Source organism: Pseudomonas rubra, from assembly GCF_028656935.1.
In the GTDB taxonomy this organism is placed as follows: Bacteria; Pseudomonadota; Gammaproteobacteria; order Pseudomonadales; family Pseudomonadaceae; genus Aquipseudomonas; species Aquipseudomonas rubra.
In genome coordinates, this window is record NZ_JAMDGZ010000012.1 from 17128 (window position 1) to 37953 (window position 20826).

At 62.0% G+C, this 20826-nt stretch carries 13 protein-coding genes and 1 pseudogene; 6 read left to right on the forward strand and 8 right to left on the reverse strand.

What is annotated here, in order from left to right; genetic code table 11:
- The first annotated feature begins 451 nt into the window (after positions 1 to 451).
- Positions 452 to 8314, forward strand: a complete 7863-nt coding sequence (locus M5G17_RS05090; protein WP_273891937.1) for a retention module-containing protein — start codon at positions 452 to 454, stop codon at positions 8312 to 8314.
- A gap of 18 nt (positions 8315 to 8332) precedes the next feature.
- Here M5G17_RS05090 and M5G17_RS05095 read toward each other — a convergent pair whose 3' ends face one another.
- Positions 8333 to 8698 (reverse strand): YbaN family protein, encoded by a 366-nt coding sequence (locus tag M5G17_RS05095; protein WP_130263675.1) that lies wholly within the window; start codon positions 8696 to 8698, stop codon positions 8333 to 8335.
- 10 nt (positions 8699 to 8708) lie between these two features.
- The gene (locus M5G17_RS05100) at positions 8709 to 9302 is read right to left on the reverse strand and encodes a YecA/YgfB family protein (protein WP_273891938.1); all 594 of its coding nucleotides are present in this window, start codon (positions 9300 to 9302) and stop codon (positions 8709 to 8711) included.
- A 245-nt stretch (positions 9303 to 9547) separates the two neighbouring features.
- Between M5G17_RS05100 and recQ the strand changes: the two genes are divergently transcribed.
- Positions 9548 to 11686: a DNA helicase RecQ gene (recQ, locus tag M5G17_RS05105; protein WP_273891939.1), complete on the forward strand. Its 2139-nt coding sequence runs from the start codon at positions 9548 to 9550 to the stop codon at positions 11684 to 11686.
- 117 nt (positions 11687 to 11803) lie between these two features.
- The gene (locus M5G17_RS05110) at positions 11804 to 12238 is read left to right on the forward strand and encodes a MarR family transcriptional regulator (protein WP_130263678.1); all 435 of its coding nucleotides are present in this window, start codon (positions 11804 to 11806) and stop codon (positions 12236 to 12238) included.
- 7 nt (positions 12239 to 12245) lie between these two features.
- Here M5G17_RS05110 and M5G17_RS05115 read toward each other — a convergent pair whose 3' ends face one another.
- Complete coding sequence (locus M5G17_RS05115; RefSeq protein ID WP_273892059.1) at positions 12246 to 14435, reverse strand: patatin-like phospholipase family protein; 2190 nt, start codon at positions 14433 to 14435, stop codon at positions 12246 to 12248.
- 70 nt (positions 14436 to 14505) lie between these two features.
- Here M5G17_RS05115 and M5G17_RS05120 point away from each other — a divergent pair, with 70 nt between their 5' ends.
- Positions 14506 to 14790, forward strand: a complete 285-nt coding sequence (locus tag M5G17_RS05120; RefSeq protein WP_273891940.1) for an Rdx family protein — start codon at positions 14506 to 14508, stop codon at positions 14788 to 14790.
- Positions 14791 to 14793: 3 nt separating this feature from the next.
- Here the strand turns inward: M5G17_RS05120 and M5G17_RS05125 are convergent, their stop codons facing one another.
- A complete protein-coding gene (locus M5G17_RS05125) occupies positions 14794 to 15675 on the reverse strand; it encodes a DMT family transporter (RefSeq protein WP_273891941.1) in 882 nt (293 codons plus the stop codon).
- Positions 15676 to 15753: 78 nt separating this feature from the next.
- The gene (locus M5G17_RS05130; RefSeq protein ID WP_273891942.1) at positions 15754 to 16518 is read right to left on the reverse strand and encodes an AraC family transcriptional regulator; all 765 of its coding nucleotides are present in this window, start codon (positions 16516 to 16518) and stop codon (positions 15754 to 15756) included.
- Positions 16519 to 16724: 206 nt separating this feature from the next.
- On the opposite strand from M5G17_RS05130, the gene M5G17_RS05135 reads away from it, so the two are divergent.
- On the forward strand, positions 16725 to 17564 hold the full coding sequence (locus M5G17_RS05135) for a UDP-2,3-diacylglucosamine diphosphatase (RefSeq protein WP_273891943.1): 840 nt from the start codon (positions 16725 to 16727) through the stop codon (positions 17562 to 17564).
- On the opposite strand, the pseudogene M5G17_RS05140 reads toward M5G17_RS05135, so the two are convergent.
- Both M5G17_RS05140 and M5G17_RS05145 read right to left on the reverse strand, forming a co-directional pair.
- Positions 17538 to 17672: pseudogene (locus M5G17_RS05140) on the reverse strand (phosphohydrolase); the annotation flags it as partial. The gene M5G17_RS05135 and the pseudogene M5G17_RS05140 overlap by 27 nt on opposite strands.
- A gap of 93 nt (positions 17673 to 17765) precedes the next feature.
- On the reverse strand, positions 17766 to 18077 hold the full coding sequence (locus tag M5G17_RS05145; protein ID WP_273891944.1) for an Mpo1-like protein: 312 nt from the start codon (positions 18075 to 18077) through the stop codon (positions 17766 to 17768).
- A 160-nt stretch (positions 18078 to 18237) separates the two neighbouring features.
- Here M5G17_RS05145 and M5G17_RS05150 point away from each other — a divergent pair, with 160 nt between their 5' ends.
- Positions 18238 to 19317, forward strand: a complete 1080-nt coding sequence (locus M5G17_RS05150) for an AraC family transcriptional regulator (RefSeq protein ID WP_273891945.1) — start codon at positions 18238 to 18240, stop codon at positions 19315 to 19317.
- On the opposite strand, the gene M5G17_RS05155 is transcribed toward M5G17_RS05150, so the two are convergent.
- Positions 19274 to 20728, reverse strand: a complete 1455-nt coding sequence (locus tag M5G17_RS05155; protein WP_273891946.1) for a TrkH family potassium uptake protein — start codon at positions 20726 to 20728, stop codon at positions 19274 to 19276. The genes M5G17_RS05150 and M5G17_RS05155 overlap by 44 nt on opposite strands.
- Between the last annotated feature and the right edge of the window lie 98 nt (positions 20729 to 20826).

The following is a 20826-nucleotide window of genomic DNA, read 5'->3' on the forward strand; positions in this document are numbered from 1 at the left end:
AACCGTATCAGGCTTGTAACAACAGAGCTAAGAACATTTACGCGCGCAGCTAAGAAGATTTTCTCATAAGGCTTATGCGAAAAAAAACTTATGAGGTCTAACAAATCCGCGACATTGTTCATATCAGGCGGCCCATGGAATCAGCGCTAGGGTGCATTTTTTCGGGCGTCAGAGAAAGTTCCCGTGTTTTGCAGCATTGGGCATGGATGTAGCGGAGGGGATGGAGGCGGGGCGAAGTTTGGCGACAAAATATTGGCACTTGTCACCTGGTCACTTCGCTCAATCACTTTCACCGCAGCACTGGCAGGCGAACTCTTTGATTTCATTGAAATCATAGCGCCAGACCAGGCTGTTTCAGCGCCGGCCTGGGGGTACTCCCGCCGGGGTGGCCACGCGATAGTTCAGCGCACGTTTGCTGCAATCAACCGATTTGCAGTGGAGGAGTGCGCTCATGGCTAAGTTAATCGGGATCGTCAGCAAGGTGGTGGGTGAAGTCTTCGCTGTGGGCAGTGATGGCAGCCGCCGACCCCTGGTCGAAGGCGATCGGCTGTATGCCGGCGAGCAACTGGATACCGGCGTTGCCGGCGCTGTCGCCGTCCACCTGCAGAACGGTGCCGAGCTTACCCTCGGTCGCGGTAGCAGCCTGACCCTGACCCCGGAGTTGCTGGCCAACCAGGCCGCTCATGTCGATACGCCTGAGTCGCTGACCCCAAGCCAGGCGCAGTTGAGCGATGTGGAAAAACTCCAGCAAGCCATCGCCGCTGGCGCCGACCCGACCCAGGACGCCGATCCGACGGCAGCCGGGCCTGCATCTGGCGGTGCGCCGGGGGCACTGGGTGGCGGCCATAGTTTTGTGATTCTCGACGAGGTGGCGGGACGCGTCGATCCGCTGATTGGCTTCCCTACGGCCGGCTTCAACGGCTTTCCCGAGTTGCGCGAGCTGGACGTTGGCCTGATCAACAACAATGACGACCTGCCGCCACCTGCCGTGGACAATCCGGTCAGTATCGAAGGGCTTGGCGTCGAGGGTGGCGAGCTGTCGCTGAACGAGGCCAATCTGCCCCAGGGGTCGGCCAGCAATCCGGCGGCCCTGACCCAGGTTGGCAGCTTCAGCGTGCTGGCCCCCGATGGCGTGTTCAACCTCAACGTGGGTGGCATCAACGTGGTAACAGCCGGCACAGTGACCGGTGTCGGCCAGTCGGTCACCACGGGCCTGGGCAATGTGCTGACCATCACCGGCTACGACGCTGCCAGCGGCGTGGTCAGTTATAGCTACACGTTGAGCGGTGCCGAGAACCATCCCAGCGGTGCAGGCGGCAATGGGCTGGGTGAGAGCATCAGTGTTCAGGTAAGTGACACCGATGGCGATGTCGCCAGCGGTTCGCTGGATATCAATGTCATCGACGATGTACCGCAAGCAGTGGCCGACACCAATGCCGTGACCGCCACCGAGAACCAGTTGACCCTCACCGGCAACGTACTGAGCAATGACGTGCAAGGCGCCGACCGCGTACCGAGCGGGCCGATTACTGCTGGCACCTTTGTCGGAACCTACGGCACTCTGGTACTGGCGGCCGACGGCTCTTACACCTATACGCTTAATACGGCTGATCCGGACTTCATCAATCTGCATGGCGGTGGCAAAGGCATCGAGACCTTTACCTACACCCTGACTGATGCCGATGGCGATGCTTCCAGTGCCAACCTGGTGCTCAACGTTACCAATCTGAATGATCAGGTGGAGCTCAACGGGCTGTCCATCAATGGCGGCGAGCTGGTGCTGTCCGAGAAAAACCTGGCGACGGGCAGCAGCCCTGACGCAGCGGCACTGACCCAGAGCGGCACTTTTAGTGTGACCGCCGCCGATGGCTTGCAGTCGCTGACTGTGGGCGGCATCAACGTGATCAACGGCGGGGTGGCCAACAGCTTCCCGCAGTCGCTGACTACGGCGCTGGGCAACACCTTGACCATCACCGGCTACAACTCGGTTACGGGTGTAGTGAGCTACAGCTACACCCTGAACGGCAGTGAAACGCATGCCGCCGCCAATGGCAGCAACAGCCTGGGCGAGAGTTTCAATGTGGTGGCCACCGACACCGATGGCAGCAGTGCGAGCATGAGCATCGATGTGTCTATTGTCGATGACGTGCCGACCGCTGCGGGCGACACTAACGCCGTTACGGCCACCGAGAACCAGCTGACCCTCACCGGCAACGTGCTGATTAATGACGTGCAAGGCGCCGACCGCGTCCCGAGCGGGCCGATCACTGCTGGCACCTTCACCGGTACCTACGGCACCCTGGTGCTGGCGGCCGATGGTTCCTATACCTATACGCTCAATACTGCCGATCCGGACTTCTTCAACCTGCACGGTGGCGGTAACGGGGTCGAGACCTTTACCTACACCCTGACCGATGCCGATGGTGATGTGTCTACCGCCAACCTGGTGCTCAACATCAGCAACCTCAATGACCCGGTGACCCTCAATGGCCTGAACGTTGAAGGTGGCGAGCTCACCGTGTTCGAGAAGAATCTCGGCGACGGCAGCAGTCCGGACACCCTGGCGCTGACCCGGACGGGCAGCTTTACCGTCACTGCGCTCGACGGTGTGCAAACCCTGACTGTCGGCGGTATCACTGTGGTCACTGGCGGCGTGGCCAGCGGTTTCCCGCAATCGGCGACCACGGCGCTGGGCAACACCCTGACCATCACCGGTTACAACGCAGCCACCGGTGTGGTGAGCTACAGCTACACCCTGCTCGACAATGAAGCCCACGCCGCCGCCAATGGCACTAACAGCCTGGGCGAAAGCTTCACGGTCAGCGTGACCGATACTGATGGCAGCACCGCCAGCGGTTCACTGGATGTGAACATCGTTGACGATGTACCGACCGCCGCGGGCGACACTAACGCAGTCACCGCCACCGAGAACCAGCTGACCCTGACTGGCAACGTGCTGAGCAACGACGTCCAAGGCGCAGACCGCGTCCCGAGTGGGCCGATCACTGCTGGCACCTTCACCGGTACCTACGGCACCCTGGTGCTGGCGGCCGATGGTTCCTACACCTATACGCTCAATACCGCCGACCCGGACTTCTTCAACCTGCACGGTGGTGGTAACGGGGTCGAGACCTTTACCTACACCCTGACTGATGCCGATGGCGATGTGTCCACTGCCAACCTGGTACTCAACGTCAGCAACCTCAATGACCCGGTGACCCTCAATGGCCTGAACGTTGAAGGTGGCGAGCTCACCGTGTTCGAGAAGAATCTCGATGACGGCAGCAGCCCGGACACCCCGGCGCTAACCCAGACGGGCAGCTTTACCGTCACGGCGCTTGATGGCGTGCAAACTCTGACCGTCGGCGGTATCAATGTGGTCAGTGGTGGCGTGGCCAGCGGCTTCCCGCAATCGGCGACCACGGCGCTGGGCAACACCCTGACCATCACCGGCTACAATGCGGCCACCGGTGTGGTGACCTACAGCTACACCTTGCTCGACAACGAGGCTCACGCCACCGCCAATGGCACTAACAGCCTGGGCGAAAGCTTCACGGTCAGCGTGACCGATACCGATGGCAGCACCGCCAGCGGTTCGCTGGACGTGAACATTGTTGACGATGTACCGACGGCCGCAGGCGACAGCAACGCAGTCACTGCTACCGAGAACCAGTTGACCCTGACCGGCAACGTGTTGAGCAATGACGTGCAAGGCGCCGATCGTATCCCTAGCGGGCCGATCACTGCCGGAACTTTCACCGGCACCTACGGCACCCTGGTGCTGGCGGCCGATGGTTCCTACACCTATACGCTCAACCCCAACGACCAGGACTTCAAGAACCTGCACGGTGGTGGCAACGGCACCGCGACCTTTACCTACACACTGACCGATGCCGATGGCGATACCAGCACGGCCAACCTGGTACTTAATGTCAGCAACCTCAATGACCCGGTGACCCTCAACGGGCTGAACATCAACGGTGGCGAACTCACTGTCTACGAGAAAAATCTCAGTGACGGCAGTAACCCAAGCACCCCGGCGCTGACCCAGACGGGCAGCTTTACCGTCACTGCGCTTGATGGCGTGCAAACCCTGACCGTCGGCGGTATCAATGTGGTCAGTGGCGGCGTGGCCAGCGGCTTCCCGCAGTCAGCGATCACGGCGCTGGGCAACACCCTGACCATCACCGGCTACAACGCGGCCACCGGTGTGGTGACCTACAGCTATACCTTGCTCGACAATGAGAACCACCCGACGGCCAACGGTGCCAACAGCCTGAGTGAGAGCTTCACGGTCACTGCCACGGATACCGATGGCAGTACCGCCAGCGGTGCTATCGACGTCAATATCGTCGATGACCTACCGACGGCTGCCGGTGATACCAACGCCGTTACCGCCACCGAGAACCAGCTGACCCTGACCGGCAACGTGCTGAGCAACGACGTGCAAGGCGCCGACCGCGTCCCTAGCGGACCGATCACCGCCGGTACTTTCACCGGCACCTACGGCACCCTGGTGCTCGCGGCCGATGGTTCCTACACCTATACGCTCAACCCCAACGACCAGGACTTCAAAAACCTGCACGGCGGTGGTAACGGCATCGAAACCTTTACCTACACCCTGACCGATGCCGATGGCGATACCAGCACGGCCAACCTGGTGCTCAACGTCAGCAACCTCAATGACCCGGTGACCCTCAACGGGCTGAACATCAATGGTGGCGAACTCACCGTCTACGAGAAAAATCTCAGTGACGGCAGCAGCCCAAGCACCCCGGCCCTGACCCAGGGCGGCAGCTTCACCGTGACCGCACCGGACGGCCTGCAGACCCTGACCGTAGGCGGCATTAGCGTAGTCAGTGGCGGCGTGGCCAGCGGCTTCCCGCAGTCAGCGATCACGGCGCTGGGCAACACCCTGACCATCACCGGCTACAATGCGGCCACAGGTGTGGTGACCTACAGCTATACCTTGCTCGACAATGAGAACCACCCTACGGCCAACGGTGCAAACAGCCTGAGCGAGAGCTTTACTGTCACTGCCACGGATACTGATGGCAGTACTGCCAGTGGCGCCATCGACGTCAATATCGTCGATGACCTGCCGACTGCAGTGAATGACACCAACGCGGTCACCGCCACTGAAGTGCAACTGACCTTGAGCGGCAATGTGCTGAGCAATGACGTGCAAGGTGCCGACCGTGTAACCGGGCCGATCACCGCTGGCACCTTCACCGGTACCTACGGCACCCTGGTGCTGGCCGCTGATGGTTCCTACACCTATACGCTCAACCCCAACGACCAGGACTTCAAGAACCTGCACGGCGGTGGCAACGGCATCGAGAGCTTCACCTACACCTTGCGCGATGCCGATGGCGATACCAGCACCGCGACACTCAAGCTCAATGTCAGCAACCTCGATAACCCGGTGACCATCGACGGGCTGAACGTCAATGGTGGCGAACTCACCGTCTACGAGAAAAACCTCAGTGACGGCACCAGCCCGGATTCTCCGGCGCTGACCCAGTCAGGCAGCTTCACCGTAACCGCTCCCGATGGGTTACAGAGCCTGACAGTGGGTGGTATCAGCGTGGTCAGTGGTGGCGTGGTCAATGGCTTCCCGCAGTCCGGTACGACCCCGCTGGGCAACTCCATTACCATCACCGGTTACAACCCGGCTACCGGGGTGGTCAGTTACACCTACACCTTGCTCGACAATGAAAACCACCCGAATGCCAATGGCATCAATAACCTCAACGAAAGCATCAACGTCGTTGCCACCGATACCGACGGCAGTTCAGCCAGCGCGACCATCGATGTGAAGATCGTCGACGACGTGCCCAATGCTACAGGGGCCGAGCGTTCGGTGACCCCGGGCCAGGTGGACTCGAACCTGCTGCTGGTCATCGATGTCTCCGGCAGTATGAACGACGCCTCGGGCGTACCTGGGCTGACGCGCATGCAGTTGGCCAAGCAGGCAATCAATGCCTTGCTCGACAAGTACGATGAAATGGGCGACGTGAAGGTTCAGTTGGTGACCTTCTCCACAGGGGCCAACCAGCCGTCAACGGTGTGGGTAACCGTCGACCAGGCCAAGGCCATCGTCAATGGCCTGAGCGCTGGCGGTTCGACCTACTACGACTCGGCAATCAACTCGGCGCAGACGGCCTACACCACCGGTGGGAAAATTACCGGTGCGCAGAACATCGTGTATTTCTTCTCCGACGGCGAACCGACGTCGGGGCACTCCATTACTGCGCCACGGGAAGCAGCCTGGGAGACGTTCCTCGACAGCAATGGCATCAAGTCTTACGCCATCGGCCTGGGCGGAGGCGTCAATGCCGGCAATCTCAACCCGTTGTCCTACGATGGCAGTACTCACACCGACACCAACGCCACCGTGGTCACCGACCTCAACCAGCTCAACTCGGTGTTGTCCGGTACCGTGCAGGGTGCGCCGATCACCGGCAGCCTGATGAGTGGTGGCCAGTTTGGCGCTGATGGCGGCTTCATCAAGTCGCTGGTGATTGACGGCACCACCTACACCTACGATCCCAAGGGCAACGGCGGCGCGGGCTCTTACGCCACCAGTGGGGCGGCGGATCGCGGCACCTTCGATACCGGCACCAACAGCATTACCGTGAAAACCGCGATTGGCGGCAGCATCGTGGTCAATATGGATACTGGCGACTTTACCTACACGCCACCCAAAGACACCGGGAGCGGCCAGCTCGAGCAGGTCGGTTTCGTGGCCAGCGACAACGACGGCGATACCGCCAGCGCCAACCTGGTGATCAATGTCTACGCCAACACCGCACCGGTGGCCGGGGCTGACCATATCATCACCAATATCCTCTCAAGCAGCATCACAGTGCCCGCCGAGGCGTTGTTGGCCAATGACAGCGATGCCAACCATGACCGCCTGAGCGTGCCGTCGACGACCACCTTCGAGACGGGCTGGGCGGCCAAGGGTGCAGGTTTTACCGTGGGCAGTGCGACGCCGCCGACCGTGTCCTTCAATGGCACCAACAACAGCAGTGGCAACCAGTTGCGGGACCTGCCGCGCTCCTCCTTCAGAGGCCCGGCCGATGTCATGACCGCGGCGTTGATCGTCAATGGTTACCTGGGCGCGGTGACCACGGCCAATGCCAACGATGAGGATGTGTTGACTGTCACCCTGAAGAAGGGCGAGACGCTGACGCTCGATCACAACCTGGCAGCCGGCAACATTCTGATGGAATGGAAGGATGCCAGTGGTAGTTATCAGACCATTGCCGACGGCGGCTTCTTCACGGCAAGCCACGACGGTCTTTACAGCATTCACCTGGTCAACCTGACCAATACCTCGGGCAGCAACGTCAACAACGCCGAAAACTACGCGTTGACCATGACTGTCGACTATTCCAATGCGCAGAACGAAACCGCCTACGGCACCTACACCCTCAGCGATGGGCATGGCGGTAGCAGCACCGGCAATGTCGATATCACTTACCAGGAAGGCAGCACCCTTACCGGTACCGGAGGCGACGATACCCTGCTGGCAGGTGCCGGCAACGACACCCTCAATGCCGGGGCGGGCAATGACGTACTGATCGGCGGGGATGGCAACGACTTCCTCTACGGTGGTGACGGCAATGACCTGTTGATCGGTGGCGCCGGCAACGACCTGCTTGATGGCGGAGCGGGTATCGATACCGCCAGTTACGCCAGTGCCACGGGCGCTGTGACAGTCAACCTGAACACTGTCGGCGGGCAGAACACCGGCGGTGCAGGCACCGATACTCTGGTGGCGATCGAAAACCTGATCGGCTCGGACTACAGCGACACCCTGACGGGTAACAACAATGCCAACGTGCTCACCGGCGGCCTGGGCAACGATACCCTCAACGGTGCTGGCGGGGACGATGTGCTGATCGGAGGCCCGGGCAACAACACCCTCACCGGTGGCGCCGGCAGCGATACCTTCCTCTATCAGCAAGGCAACACGGGGCATGATGTGGTCACCGACTTTACCCCGGGTACCGATCGCCTGGACCTCTCGCAACTGCTGCAAGGCGAAAACACCACCACTGCATCGCTGGATGACTACCTGCATTTCAAGGTCACCGGCAGTGGTGCCGGCGTGGTCTCGACCATCGAGGTCAGCTCCGTTGCCGGGGCGGCGCCAACCCAGACCATCGATCTGGCCGGGGTCAACCTGGCCCAGCACTATGGCGTGACAGCGGGGGCGGGCGGGGTGATTGCGGCGGGGCAGGACACCGCGACGATCATCAACGGAATGCTCAATGATCATTCGCTCAAGGTGGATACGGTTTGACCGTACCCACTGGGTGACTCAGGACGGGCGCCGCAGGGTCTTTTGCCGCAAGATGTAAATGCTCACCAGCACTGCGCTGGTGAGCATGAAGCCCCGTGCCCAGATCAGCGGTACCAGGTAGCACGACAGGCCGATGCTCAACCACATCAAGCCGATCGCATAGACCTTGCCTTTGAGGGGAATGCCTTCGCCACTGAGGTAATCACGAATCCACGGCCCGAGCCGTGGGTGGTTGACCAGCCAATGGTGAAAGCGCGGCGAGCTGCGCGCAAAGCACGCAGCAGCCAGAAGCAGGAAAGGGGTGGTGGGCAACACCGGCAGGAAGATCCCGATCACCCCCAACGCAACGCTGAGCCAGCCGGTGGCCAGCAGCAGGTAGCGCATTGACGCCGACTCAGTGGTGGCGAGGTTTGAGCAGTGCAGGTGCTGGCTTTTCGTCCGGAGCATGCTGCAGCAGGTACAGGGCGGTCAGGGCCTCTGGAATCTGCACGATCATGTCGTCCATCAGGTTGGCATCGCTGGCGATATCAGCAAATTCCGGCTGCTCGTCGAACAGGCCCGAACCGACCATGATCGGCAGCAGCATCTCGCTGACTTCTTCTTCGGCAGTTTCGAACCAGGCCTCTTCACGCATGAACACGCCTTCCATGAAGCCGATGCACCAGCCGCGCAGATCCGAGTCGTCCGGCTCGTCACCCAGGTCCAGGTCGCACGGCAGCTCGAATTCCTCGTCGCTGGCCAATTGACGGGCGATGTGAGCCTTGAGCTGGATCAGGGTGGCCTCGATCTCTTCACGCTGGGCGTCGTTCGCGTAGTGCGGCTCTTCGGCGAACAGGGCGTCGATCCATTCGCGCTCAGGAACGGCCTCGGTACCAATCGACAAGGCAGTCAGGAAGCCGTGGGCGGCCACGTAGTCCAGCGCCTCTTCGTGCAGCTCGTCGGCGTCGAGGAAGGCTTGCAGGCGGGTCAATTGCTCGGCGAAGGACATTACGGGGCTACCTTGGGAATAAACGATATTGAATTCTAGCACCTTGCAGCGCAAACGAGGCAAAGGAAGACGTCTATCGCAGAGCGTCCTGCTAGGGCGCAGGCTCCGGTATAATGCTCGGCTTTTATCCTCAGGCTCTCGTGACACAAGGGCCGGGTAAAAGCCGCTTACGCATTTTCGGGTGTCGCCAGCGGGGTTTTCGTCCAGCCTGTGCCCAGGATGGTTTTGCGATTTTTGGAGTTTCTATGCTCGAACAGGCTCAGCGCGTCCTCAAGGACATCTTCGGTTACGACAGCTTTCGTGGGCGCCAGGGCGCAATCATCGAATGCGTGGCCAAGGGTGGTGACGCGCTGGTACTGATGCCTACCGGCGGCGGCAAGTCGCTCTGCTTCCAGGTCCCGGCCCTGCTGCGCTCGGGCCTGGCGGTAGTGGTGTCGCCACTGATCGCGTTGATGGAAGACCAGGTGGCGACCCTGGACGAGCTGGGTGTCGCCGCCGCCTCGCTGAACTCCACCCTTAGCGCCGAGCAGCAACGTGACCTGGCCGGGCGCATCCGCCAAGGTGAAGTGAAGATGCTCTACCTGGCCCCCGAGCGCCTGGTGCAGCCGCGCATGCTGGATTTCCTGCGCAGCCTCGACATCGCCCTGTTCGCCATCGACGAAGCCCACTGTGTGTCGCAATGGGGGCATGACTTCCGTCCCGAATACCTGCAACTGGGCCAGCTTGCCGAGCTGTTTCCGAATGTGCCGCGCATCGCCCTGACCGCCACCGCGGACATGCGTACCCGCGAAGAGATCGTCACCCGTCTGCACCTGCAGAACGCCGAGCGCTTTCTGTCGAGCTTCGACCGGCCGAATATTTTCTACCGCATCGTACCCAAGGAGCAGCCGCGCAAACAGTTGCTGGCGTTCCTCGGCGAGCGGCGCGGTAACGCCGGTATCGTCTATTGCCTGTCGCGCAAGAAGGTCGATGATGTCGCTGCCTATCTGTGCGAGCAGGGTTTCCCGGCCCTGCCTTACCACGCCGGGCTGCCTGCCGAGGTCCGTGCCTCCAACCAGCGTCGCTTTCTCAACGAGGAAGGCCTGATCATGGTCGCCACCATCGCCTTCGGCATGGGCATCGACAAACCCAACGTGCGCTTCGTTGCGCACCTGGACCTGCCCAAGTCCCTGGAAGCCTACTATCAGGAAACCGGCCGAGCCGGTCGTGATGGCCTGCCTGCCGACGCCTGGATGGCCTACGGCCTGCAGGACATGGTGATGCTCAAGCAGATGCTGCAGAACTCCGAAGGCGACGAGCGCCACAAGCGTATCGAGCAACACAAGCTCGACGCCATGCTCGCCCTGTGTGAGGAAACCCGCTGCCGCCGCCAGATCCTGCTCAACTATTTCGACGAAGAGCTGCCCCAGCCTTGTGGTCACTGCGACAACTGCATCGACGGCGTGCAGACCTGGGATGCCACCGAACCTGCGCGCCAGGCGCTGTCGGCGGTCTACCGTACCGGTCAACGCTACGGTGTCGGCCACCTGGTGGATGTGCTGCTGGGCCGCGACAACGAAAAAATCCGCAACTTCGGTCACGAGAAGCTCGCTGTGTACGGTGTCGGCAAAGACCGCTCCGAGCACGACTGGCGCTCGTTGTTCCGCCAGTTGGTCGCCCGTGGCCTGGCCGACATCGACCTTGAAGGCTACGGTGGCCTGCGCCTGTCCGACAGCTGCCGGCCGTTGCTGCGCGGTGAAGTCAGCCTTGAGTTGCGTAAAGACCTCAAGCCGCAAACCAGCAGCAAGGGTGGCAGCGGCAGTGGTGGCAGCCCGGCCAGCCAACTGGTGCGCAGCGACGAGCGCGAGCAGTGGGAAGCCCTGCGTGCCCTGCGCCGTAAGCTGGCCGAGGAGCATGGCGTACCGCCTTATGTGATCTTCCCAGATTCGACCTTGCTGGAGATGCTGCGCAGCCAGCCCACCAGCCTGAGCGAGATGGGCCGGGTCAGCGGCGTCGGTGCGCGCAAGCTGGAGCGTTACGGCGAAGCCTTCCTGGAAGTACTGGGCGGCGGCGTCGAGGCGCCGAAAATTGTCACCGACCTGCGCCACGAGTTGGTCAGCCTGGCCCGTGCCGGCATGACGCCAATGCAGATCGCCGGTCAGCTGAGCTGCAGCGAAAAGAACGTCTACAGCCTGCTGGCCGAAGCCATCGGCCGCCAGGAGCTGTCGCTGGACCAGGCGCTGGACTTGCCTGAGGAGTTGTTGGGCGAGATCCAGGACGCCTTCCTCGACGGTGAAGGCGAGCTGCCGCCGGTATCGGCCATTGCCGAACAGTTTGGCGGGCGAGTGCCCGAAGGTGTTTTGTATTGCGTACGGGCCGCGCTGGCCGCCGAATTCGAGATGTAACCCGGCTTTGTCATCATTTATAACGATTATCAAGTCACCGCCCGCTGTATGAGCCTTGCCTGAGGCTCACGGTCATGGTTAGCTGACTAATAATTAGTTCTGATGATGAGTTCCTCTATGCCGTTGACCGACCAACATAAATTCGGGATGCAGCTGGCACACATGTCCCGCGGCTGGCGCGCCGAACTGGATCGACGCTTGGCCGGGCTCAACCTGTCCCAGGCTCGCTGGCTGGTGCTGCTGCACCTGGCGCGATTCGACGAGGCCCCGACCCAGCGTGAGCTGGCCCAGAGCGTCGGCGTTGAAGGCCCGACCCTGGCCCGTCTGCTCGATAGCCTGGAAACCCAGGGGCTGGTGCGTCGTCAGGCGGTGCTGGAAGACCGCCGGGCGAAAAAAATCCTCCTTTGCCCACCGGCAAAACCGCTGATCGAGCAGATCGAAACCATTGCCAATGCCCTGCGCGCTGAGCTGTTCGTTGGCGTCGACGAAGAGGAACTGCGCATTTGCATGCGCGTCCATGCACGGATCCTGGCTAACCTGGAAAAGTCCTGAGCACTGTTCAGAAGGTGTGACCCAGGTTCAGGTACATCGCCTTCTGATTCTCGCTGTTGGCCCCGTAGCTGAAATTCAGCGGCCCCAGGGGCGTCTCGAAACCAATAAAGACACTGGCTGCATTGATGTAGCCACTGTCGAACTCGTTGTCGTTGTTCCAGGCCCGGCCGCGCTCCAGCGAGCCGCCCAGGTACAACGGAAAGTCCAGCGGCAGGTAGGCGCGCGGCGTCAGGCGGCGGTAGTAGACCAGGCGCATCAGGCTGACGTTCTGCCCGGAGACCGAGTCCTGACGAAACCCCGACAGTTGCCGGGCACCGCCGAGCACGAAGCTTGAGGTAACCACCTCGGTATCATCCAGGGTCCTGCCATAGCGGCCGCCCACCACCCAGGTGTTGGGGCCGCTGCTCATGGCTTTGTCCACGTTCAAGTCCCATTGCCGGTAGCGTTGGTCCGAGCCCAGGCTCGGGTCGTAATGGCGCAGGGTCAGGTTGATGTCCTCACCGCTGTGGGGGAAGTAGACGTTGTCGAGGGTGTCGAACGAGTACTTGAGCTCGTAGAAGCCTTCGTTGAAATTGACCTTGGGCAGGTCCTGGTCGCCGATGCGCACCTCGGCCTGGCCCCAGGCCTTGCCGACGCCCAGGCGCACTTCGCCGTTGTTGCCGATCTGCCTTCCCAGGTTGAGGCCAAAGCCGTAGCGTTCCAGGCGGTACTCGGCAACCGGGTCATCGTCCAGGGTTGCTTCGATGTTCTGTGAGCCCATGTCGATGTAGGGCGCGACGAAATAGCGCGAGCCGGCGTCCAGCGGTTGGTAGAACTCGCTGTACAGCTCCTGCTGGTCGCCGATCTGGGCGCGGGTCAGCCATTCGCCGCCAAGGGTGTTGATACCGTTGACCCGGTAGCTGGCGCCAATGTTGAAAGCGCTGTCGCCGCGCATGTCGTCCGACAGGTTCAGGCCCAGGCGCAGGTAGTCGGTGCCGCCGCGACGGCCGCGGGCGTTGATCACCAGGGTGTTGTCGTCACCTTTGTGGACCACGCGGTATTGCACCCGGTCGAAGTAATCGAGGCCATACAGGGTGCCCATGTCGGTCTGCAGGCGGCTCAGTTCCAGCGGCTTGCCGATGGGTTGGCGAATGTAGTAGCGGATCACGTCGTCGCTGACTTTCGAATCGTTCTCGATACGGATAGCGGTGATCACCGGTGTGCGCTGGCTTGGCGAGCGTGCGGCGAGCAACTCGCCGTCCCCGTTTTGCGGGCGCTTGAGCACTGCCAGGCGTGCGTCCAGGGCGCGAGCGGCGCGGTAACCTGCGTCGATCATGTCCTGGGCGCGGCCGAAATCGGTAACCCCGAAACTCGACAGCGGTGGCTGGATGAGGATGTCGTCACGGTGCAGGGCCGCCAGTTGCTCCTCGGAGTTGCGCCGGGTCATCAGGGTGATCGACTGGTTGAGTACGTCGACCACGGTCGCCAGTTGCTTGCGGTTGCGCAGCGGGGTGCCGATATCGACAACGATTGCCACGTCCACACCCATCTCGCGTGCAACGTCCAGGGGGATGTTGTCGACCATGCCGCCATCGACCAGCAGTCGGCCATCGAGCTCGACCGGGGCGAACACCGCAGGGATCGACATGCTGGCACGAATCACCTGGGGCAGGTGGCCGCGGCGAAACACCACTTTTTCGCCGCTGGCGATGTCGGTGGCCACGGCGCGGAAGGGGATCGGCAGTTTGTCGAAGTCACGGGTGTCGCTGGCATGGGCGAGCATGCTTTCCAGCAACAAGGCCAGGTTCTGGCCCTGGATCACGCCCAGCGGCAGGCCCAGGCTACCGTCGTCGCGAAAGCTGAGTTTCTGTTTGACCAGGAAGTCGCGGTCATCCTGCTTGCGTCGGAATGGCACGTCCTTGCGCGGCGGTGCATCGGACAGCGCCTGCTGCCAGTCGATGCCCAGCGCCAGTTTTTCCAGTTCGTCGACCTTGTAGCCCGAAGCGTACAAGCCGCCCACCACCGCGCCCATGCTGGTGCCGGCAATGGCATCGACCTTGATGCCCTGTTCCTCCAGGGCCTTGAGCACCCCGATATGGGCCAGGCCGCGAGCAGCACCGCCGGAGAGCACCAGGCCGACTTTTGGTCGGGGCGCTTCGGCTGCCAGCAGCGCGAAGGAAACGAACATCAACAGCAGGGATAACAGCAGGCGGTGCATCATGGCGCTCGGAGCAAGGGCTAAAGACCGCTAGTATAAGCATGCCCACCTGTCAGGAGACCTTCAGAGTATGTCCGCGCCTAAACCGCAAATCGTCATTACCTACTGCACCCAATGTCAGTGGCTGCTGCGTGCCGCCTGGCTGGCCCAGGAACTGTTGAGCACCTTCAGTGACGACCTGGCCCGGGTGGCCCTGGAGCCTGCCACCGGCGGCACCTTCCGTATCACCTGCGATGATGTGCAGATCTGGGAACGCAAGGCCGACGGTGGCTTCCCTGAAGCCAAGGTGCTCAAGCAGCGCGTGCGCGACCAGATCGACCCCCAGCGTGACCTGGGCCATAACGACCGGCCCTGACCGTCAGCCCTGGGCGGCGGTCAGGGCCGGCGGATTGCTGGCCGCCAGGCGGCTGGAAATGACAATGGCGAGGATGATCAGCGCACCGCCCATGAGCATGCGCAAGGTCGGGGTTTCGGCGAAGATCAGCCAGGCCATGGCGATGCCGTAGACCGGCTCCAGGGCAAACACCACCGCCGCGGTGCGCGCCTTGATCACTGCCAGGCTTGCGACGAACAAACTGTGCGCCACGCCTGTGCAGAACACCCCGAGCAGGCCGATCCACAACCAGTCCATGGCCGTCACCTGCGCAAGGCTTGGCGCCGCCGCAGGCAACAGGCATAAGGCAACCACAGCGTTCTGGCACAAGGCGGCCTGCACCGCCGGAATCCGCCCGGAGCTGGCGCGGTTGGTTAATGACAGCAGCGAAAACAGCAGGCCCGAAAGCAGTGCCCAAAGTAACCCGCTTGTGGCCTGGCTGGCCAGGTCGAAGTCCGGGGTTACCAATACCAGACCGATGCTCACCAGCAGCACCAGAACGATCTCGTTGCTGCGGATGCGCTCGCGAAACAGCAGGCCCTCAAGGATCACGGTAAAGGCCGGGAAGCTGGCAAAACCCAGGGTGGCGATGGCAACACCGGCAACTTTCACTGCGATGAAAAAGCTGACCCAGTGCCCGGCCAGCAGCACGCCACCGAGCAGCAAGCGGCGCCAGTCTTGAGCCTGTAGGGGTTGCCAGGCCTTGCGCGCAAACCCTGCGAACACGGCCAAGGCCAGTACGGCAAAAGCGGCCCGACCGAAGACGATGATTGCAGGCGAGGCGCTGGCCAGTTTGCCGAACACGCCGGTGAGGCCGAAGAACAGTGCGCCGATATGCAGGGCGCCGAGGGCAGTGCGGTGATTCATGGTGATCCTTGTTATAGAGCAGGGCAGCGGCGCCAGTGTATGGGGGCGGCGCTGGCCCTGTCTGTCGCGGCCCTCGCGTCAATTGTCTTCAGGGTCGCGCCGCAGGGCGCCAGGCGTGCGGCCAAAGGCCTTGAGCACGGCGGCGGCAAAGGCACTTTGCGAGCTGTAGCCGACCTGGCAGGCGATCTCGCCGATCGGTAAGCGGGTATCACGCAGCAGTTGCCGTGCCCGCAGCAGGCGGCGCTGGCGCACATAGTCCATGGGTGTGACCCCGCATTCGGCCATGAACCGCGCATGCAAACGCGCGCCGGACAGCCCGGCCAGGCGCGCCAGGTCAGCCACCTGCAGTGGGTAGGCCGCGTTCTGCTCGATATGGACGTCGAAACGGGCGTAGGGCAATGACTTTATCGCTGTGGCCGGTTTCGCTCCGCTGTTCAGGCTGGCCAGCAGCAACAGTGCACCTTGCTGGGCTATCAGCGGGTCGTTGATCGGGCTTGCCGCCAGCCAGTCGACCAGTTGTTGCTGACGATGGTCCAGGTTCACGGGCCCGGCCCGTTCAAGCAGGCGCCGGCTGGCGTCGAGGTGCACGCCCAGGCCCTGGTTCAGCCATGTGCCTGCGGGCACATCCAGCACCAGGCAGTCGCTGCCGGCAGGGCTGCCGCAGGTATGGTGGCTGCCCGCCGGGACCACCATCAGGCTCTGGCGGTCAACCCGCGCGCCGCGGCCTTCGACCTCGAAGTCCAGGCGACCGCGCAAACCGAACACCAGTTGCGGGTGCTCGTGGCTGTGGGCGATCAGGTCGTGGTGATAATGACGCAGGGAAAGAATCGGGGCGCGGCTCATCGAAGTGTCCTCCGGCAATCGCCGCAGTGTACAGGCTAACGGTTTATTGGGGACGCCTTGCGCCCCATCGCGGCGCAAGGCCGCTCCCAGTCTCATCTGTGTGGCCTTGTGCTGAGTGGGCAGCATGTCATCGGATCGACACGTGCCGGTCACGTTCGATTCATTGCCCCTTGGCAAGCTGACGCAAACCTTCCCGGAGCCTGCCGATGACCCGTGCCGAGTTTGCCAGACCCTCGCGCAAACAGCGCGTACGCACCCTATGGATCTCGGACGTGCACCTGGGGACCCGGGATTGCCAGGCGGAGCACCTGTCGCAGTTTCTCAAGGGTTACCAGGCTGACCGCATCTACCTGGTCGGTGACATCATCGATGGCTGGAAGCTGCGTGGCGGCATGTACTGGCCCCAGGCACACACCAATGTGATCCGCCGTCTGCTGACCATGAGCAAGCGGGGCACCGAAGTGATCTACGTCACCGGCAACCATGACGAATTTCTGCGCCGTTACTCGAAACTGGTGCTGGGCAATATCCAGTTGGTCGATCAGGCCGAGCACCTGACTGCCGACGGCCGGCGCCTGCTGGTGATCCATGGTGATCAGTTCGATGTAATCACCCGCTATCACCGCTGGCTGGCCTTTCTTGGCGATTCGGCCTACGAGGTCACCCTGACTCTCAACCGCTGGCTCAACCACTGGCGGGCACGCTATGGCTACGGCTACTGGTCTTTGTCGGCGTACCTCAAGTATAAGGTCAAGACTGCGGTCAGCTTCATCAGTGACTTCGAGGAGGCCATCGCGCATGAATGCGTCAGGCGCGGTTTTCACGGTGTGGTCTGTGGGCATATTCACCATGCCGAGATTCGCAAGGTCGGCGAGGTGGACTACCTCAACTGTGGCGACTGGGTCGAGTCCTGTACTGCGCTGATCGAGCACTGGGATGGCACCATCGCGCTGTACCGCCTGGCCGATGCCCAGGCCGAGGCAGCCCGGCGCCTGGCCGGGCTTGAGGAACTGGTGGATTCAGGCGGTGGTGGCGGGGTGCTCTAGCGTGGATTTGTACAGTGACTGCCGGGGCTGGGCGAACAGGCGTCGCAGCATTGGCTCGAAGAAGCTCAATGGCAGGTTGTCGTAGCTTGGATCGAACGCTGCGGCTTCCTCGTCGCGCCCGTCTCGCCAGGCGCGAAAGTCATTGGCGATGATCGCCCAGTCTTGCTCGGCAGGACGGGTTTCTGGCCTTGCGGGCCGAATTCAGAAGCTGACCTTGCCGCGCAACATGTCGCGGTACATGGCAAAGTCGCCGATCAGGCTGTAAAGCGGATGTTTGAAGGTGGCCGGGCGGTTTTTCTCGAAGCAGAAGTGCCCGATCCAGGCAAAGCCATAGCCCGCAAAGGGCAGGGCCAGCAGCAACAGCCAGTTGCCGCTGCCGAGGCTGAAAGCGAGTACGGCGATGACCAGGCTGGTGCCGACAAAGTGCAGGCGCCGGCAAGTCGGGTGGCTGTGTTCGCCCAGGTAGTAGGGGTAGAACTCGGCAAAACTGTGGAACTGCTGGGGGCTGTTCACGACACTGCTCCAGGGTCTGGTCGAACTGACAAAGATACACGGCGTGGAGCCTGATCTGAGTCTAGAGTGAGTAACACTACAGGGCAGTGACAATAGGCGCCAATTGAGTATCCTTTGAGATCGCCGCAGCAGCGGCTTGTCGCTAAAAAAGAAGCCAGCCATGAGCGAACGAACCACTTCAGCAAGCTGGGCATCAGGGATCGTCAAGGCACTCGAGCTCGAAGGCCTCGATTGCCGTGCCATGTTCAAGCAGCTTGGCCTTGATTTCGCCGCGCTCGATGACCCCGATGCACGGTTTACCCAGGACTCCATGACCCGTCTGTGGCAGTTGGCCGTCGAGCTGTCCGGCAACCAGGCGATCGGCCTGAACATGGCGCGGGTGGTTCGTCCGGCATCCTTTCATGTGGTCGGCTATGCGCTGATGTCGAGCCGCACCCTGGCCGAGGGTTTTGAGCGGCTGGTGCGTTATCAGCGAATCATCGCCGAAAGCTCCGACTTGAGTTTCCGCCTTGAGCCGGACGGCTATGCACTGATTCTTACCGTTCATGGCGATCACCTGCCTCCGACCCGGCACAGTGCCGAGGCCTCGCTGGCTTGCGCGCTGTCGCTGTGCAGCTGGCTCAGCGGACGGGTGATCCAGCCGCGCCGGGTGCTGGTCCAGGGGCCGCAACCCAAGGATCTGACGCCGTACAAGACGGCTTTTCATGCCCCGCTGGTGTTCAGTGCCCCCTATGATGCGCTGGTGCTCGAGCGCGCCGATATGGAGGCGCCATTGCCGACTGCCAACGAGGCCATGGCCACCCTGCATGATCGATTTGCTGGCGAATACCTGGCGCGCTTCTCGGAAAGCCGGGTCACTCACCGCGCGCGCCAGGTGCTGTGCCGGGTGCTGCCTCAGGGCGAACCCAAGCGCGAAACCATTGCCCAGGCCTTGCACCTGTCCCAGCGCACCTTGCAGCGTCGCCTGCAAGAGGAGGGGACGAGCTTTCAGACCTTGCTCGATGACACCCGCCGCGAACTCGCCGAGCAGTACCTGGCGCAGGCCAACATGACCTTGCTCGAAGCGGCCTACCTGCTTGGTTTTGCCGATCCGAGCAACTTTTTCAGGGCCTTTCGCCGCTGGTTCGACGTTACCCCGGGTGAGTATCGGGCACGTTTGACGGGGGGCGCAGCGGCCCCGGAAGAGCATGAGTCGGTCAGTGACGCCAGAACGCAGGCATACACAGCACCAGCACCGTGATGATTTCCAGGCGGCCCAGGAGCATGCCGAAGGCCAGGATCCACTTTGCCGCATCCGGCAGGGTGGCGAAGTTGCCGGCCGGGCCGATGGTTTCGCCCAGGCCCGGTCCGACCCCCGACACGGTACTGGCGGCGCCGGTCAGGGCGGTCATCCAGTCCACGCCCAGCAGCGACAGGGCCAGGGCAATGACGCAGATGGTGATGGCGAAGAAGAACGAAAACGTCAGGATCGAACGCACGATTTCTTCGTCGAGCCGGTGACCGTTGTATTTCTGCTTGATCACCGCCCGTGGGTGGATCAACTGGTTCAGGTTGGCCTTGAGCAGGATATAGGCGACCTGGAAGCGGAAAATCTTGATGCCGCCTGCAGTCGAGCCCGAGCAACCGCCCACGAAACCCAGATAGAAGAACAGCATCAGCGAGAAGTTGCCCCACAGGCTGTAGTCGCCCAGGGCGAAGCCGGTGGTGGTGACCACCGAGGTCACGTTCAGGGCCACATGACGCAGGGCATCGAGCCAGTGCAGGTTGGTGGTGGCCCAATACCAAGTGCCGAGCACCAACCAGGTGGCCAGCAGCATGGCCAACAATCCCTGCACCTGCTGGTCCTTGATCAGCGCCTTGCGGTTGCCGCGAATGGTTGCCACATACAGGGCGAACGGCAAGCTGCCGAGGATCATCACCACCACCGCGACCCAGTGCACCGCCGGTATGTCCCACTTGGCCAGGGACTGGTCGGAGGTGGAGAAACCGCCGGTGGAAATCGCCGACATGGCATGGTTGATCGCATCGAAGGCACTCATCCCGGCCAGCCAGAACGCCAGGGAACCGAGGGTGGTGATACCGATGTACACCAGCACGATGGACTTGGCGACCATGTGCGAGCGCGGCATGACCTTTTCCGAGCGGTCCGAGGACTCGGTCTGGAACAGGCGCATGCCACCGATGCGCAGCAGCGGCAGGATCGCTACGGCCATGGCGATAAAGCCGATGCCGCCCAGCCAGTGCAGCAGCGAGCGCCACATCAGGATCCCTGGGGACATGCTGTCCAGGCCGCTGAGCACCGTGGCACCAGTGGCGGTGATGCCGGACATGCTCTCGAAAAAAGCATCGGTGTAGCTGATGTGCTGGGTCAGCAGAAACGGCAGGGCGGCGAAGATGCACACCACCAGCCAACTGCTGACCGTCAGCAGGTACATGTCCCGCGGGCGCAGGTGCACGTGCTCGGGGCGGCCCGGGATGACCAGGGCCAGGCCTGCGACAAAGGTGATCATGCTGGCCCAGAGGAACGACGGCAGATCGCCGGTGCGCTCGAAGATCACCAGCGTGGCCATGGGCACGACCATGCTGATCGCCAGGGTGATCAGGAAGATGCCGATGATGAAACCAATGATCCTTAAGGTCGGCAACGCCATGTGATCTGCTCTGACTCGAAACGGAAGGGCGCCATTCTACCTATGGACCTTTTTAAGTAAACGCTAGAATAGCCCGACATTTATCCACAAGGGGTAGC

What these genes read in the sequence shown, in the direction of transcription:
- M5G17_RS05090 (WP_273891937.1), top strand. Translation starts at nt 452, where the DNA reads ATGGCTAAGTTAATCGGGATCGTCAGCAAGGTGGTGGGTGAAGTCTTC.
- M5G17_RS05095 (WP_130263675.1), bottom strand. Translation starts at nt 8,698, where the DNA reads ATGCGCTACCTGCTGCTGGCCACCGGCTGGCTCAGCGTTGCGTTGGGG.
- M5G17_RS05100 (WP_273891938.1), bottom strand. Translation starts at nt 9,302, where the DNA reads ATGTCCTTCGCCGAGCAATTGACCCGCCTGCAAGCCTTCCTCGACGCC.
- recQ (WP_273891939.1), top strand. Translation starts at nt 9,548, where the DNA reads ATGCTCGAACAGGCTCAGCGCGTCCTCAAGGACATCTTCGGTTACGAC.
- M5G17_RS05110 (WP_130263678.1), top strand. Translation starts at nt 11,804, where the DNA reads ATGCCGTTGACCGACCAACATAAATTCGGGATGCAGCTGGCACACATG.
- M5G17_RS05115 (WP_273892059.1), bottom strand. Translation starts at nt 14,435, where the DNA reads ATGCACCGCCTGCTGTTATCCCTGCTGTTGATGTTCGTTTCCTTCGCG.
- M5G17_RS05120 (WP_273891940.1), top strand. Translation starts at nt 14,506, where the DNA reads ATGTCCGCGCCTAAACCGCAAATCGTCATTACCTACTGCACCCAATGT.
- M5G17_RS05125 (WP_273891941.1), bottom strand. Translation starts at nt 15,675, where the DNA reads ATGAATCACCGCACTGCCCTCGGCGCCCTGCATATCGGCGCACTGTTC.
- M5G17_RS05130 (WP_273891942.1), bottom strand. Translation starts at nt 16,518, where the DNA reads ATGAGCCGCGCCCCGATTCTTTCCCTGCGTCATTATCACCACGACCTG.
- M5G17_RS05135 (WP_273891943.1), top strand. Translation starts at nt 16,725, where the DNA reads ATGACCCGTGCCGAGTTTGCCAGACCCTCGCGCAAACAGCGCGTACGC.
- M5G17_RS05150 (WP_273891945.1), top strand. Translation starts at nt 18,238, where the DNA reads ATGAGCGAACGAACCACTTCAGCAAGCTGGGCATCAGGGATCGTCAAG.
- M5G17_RS05155 (WP_273891946.1), bottom strand. Translation starts at nt 20,728, where the DNA reads ATGGCGTTGCCGACCTTAAGGATCATTGGTTTCATCATCGGCATCTTC.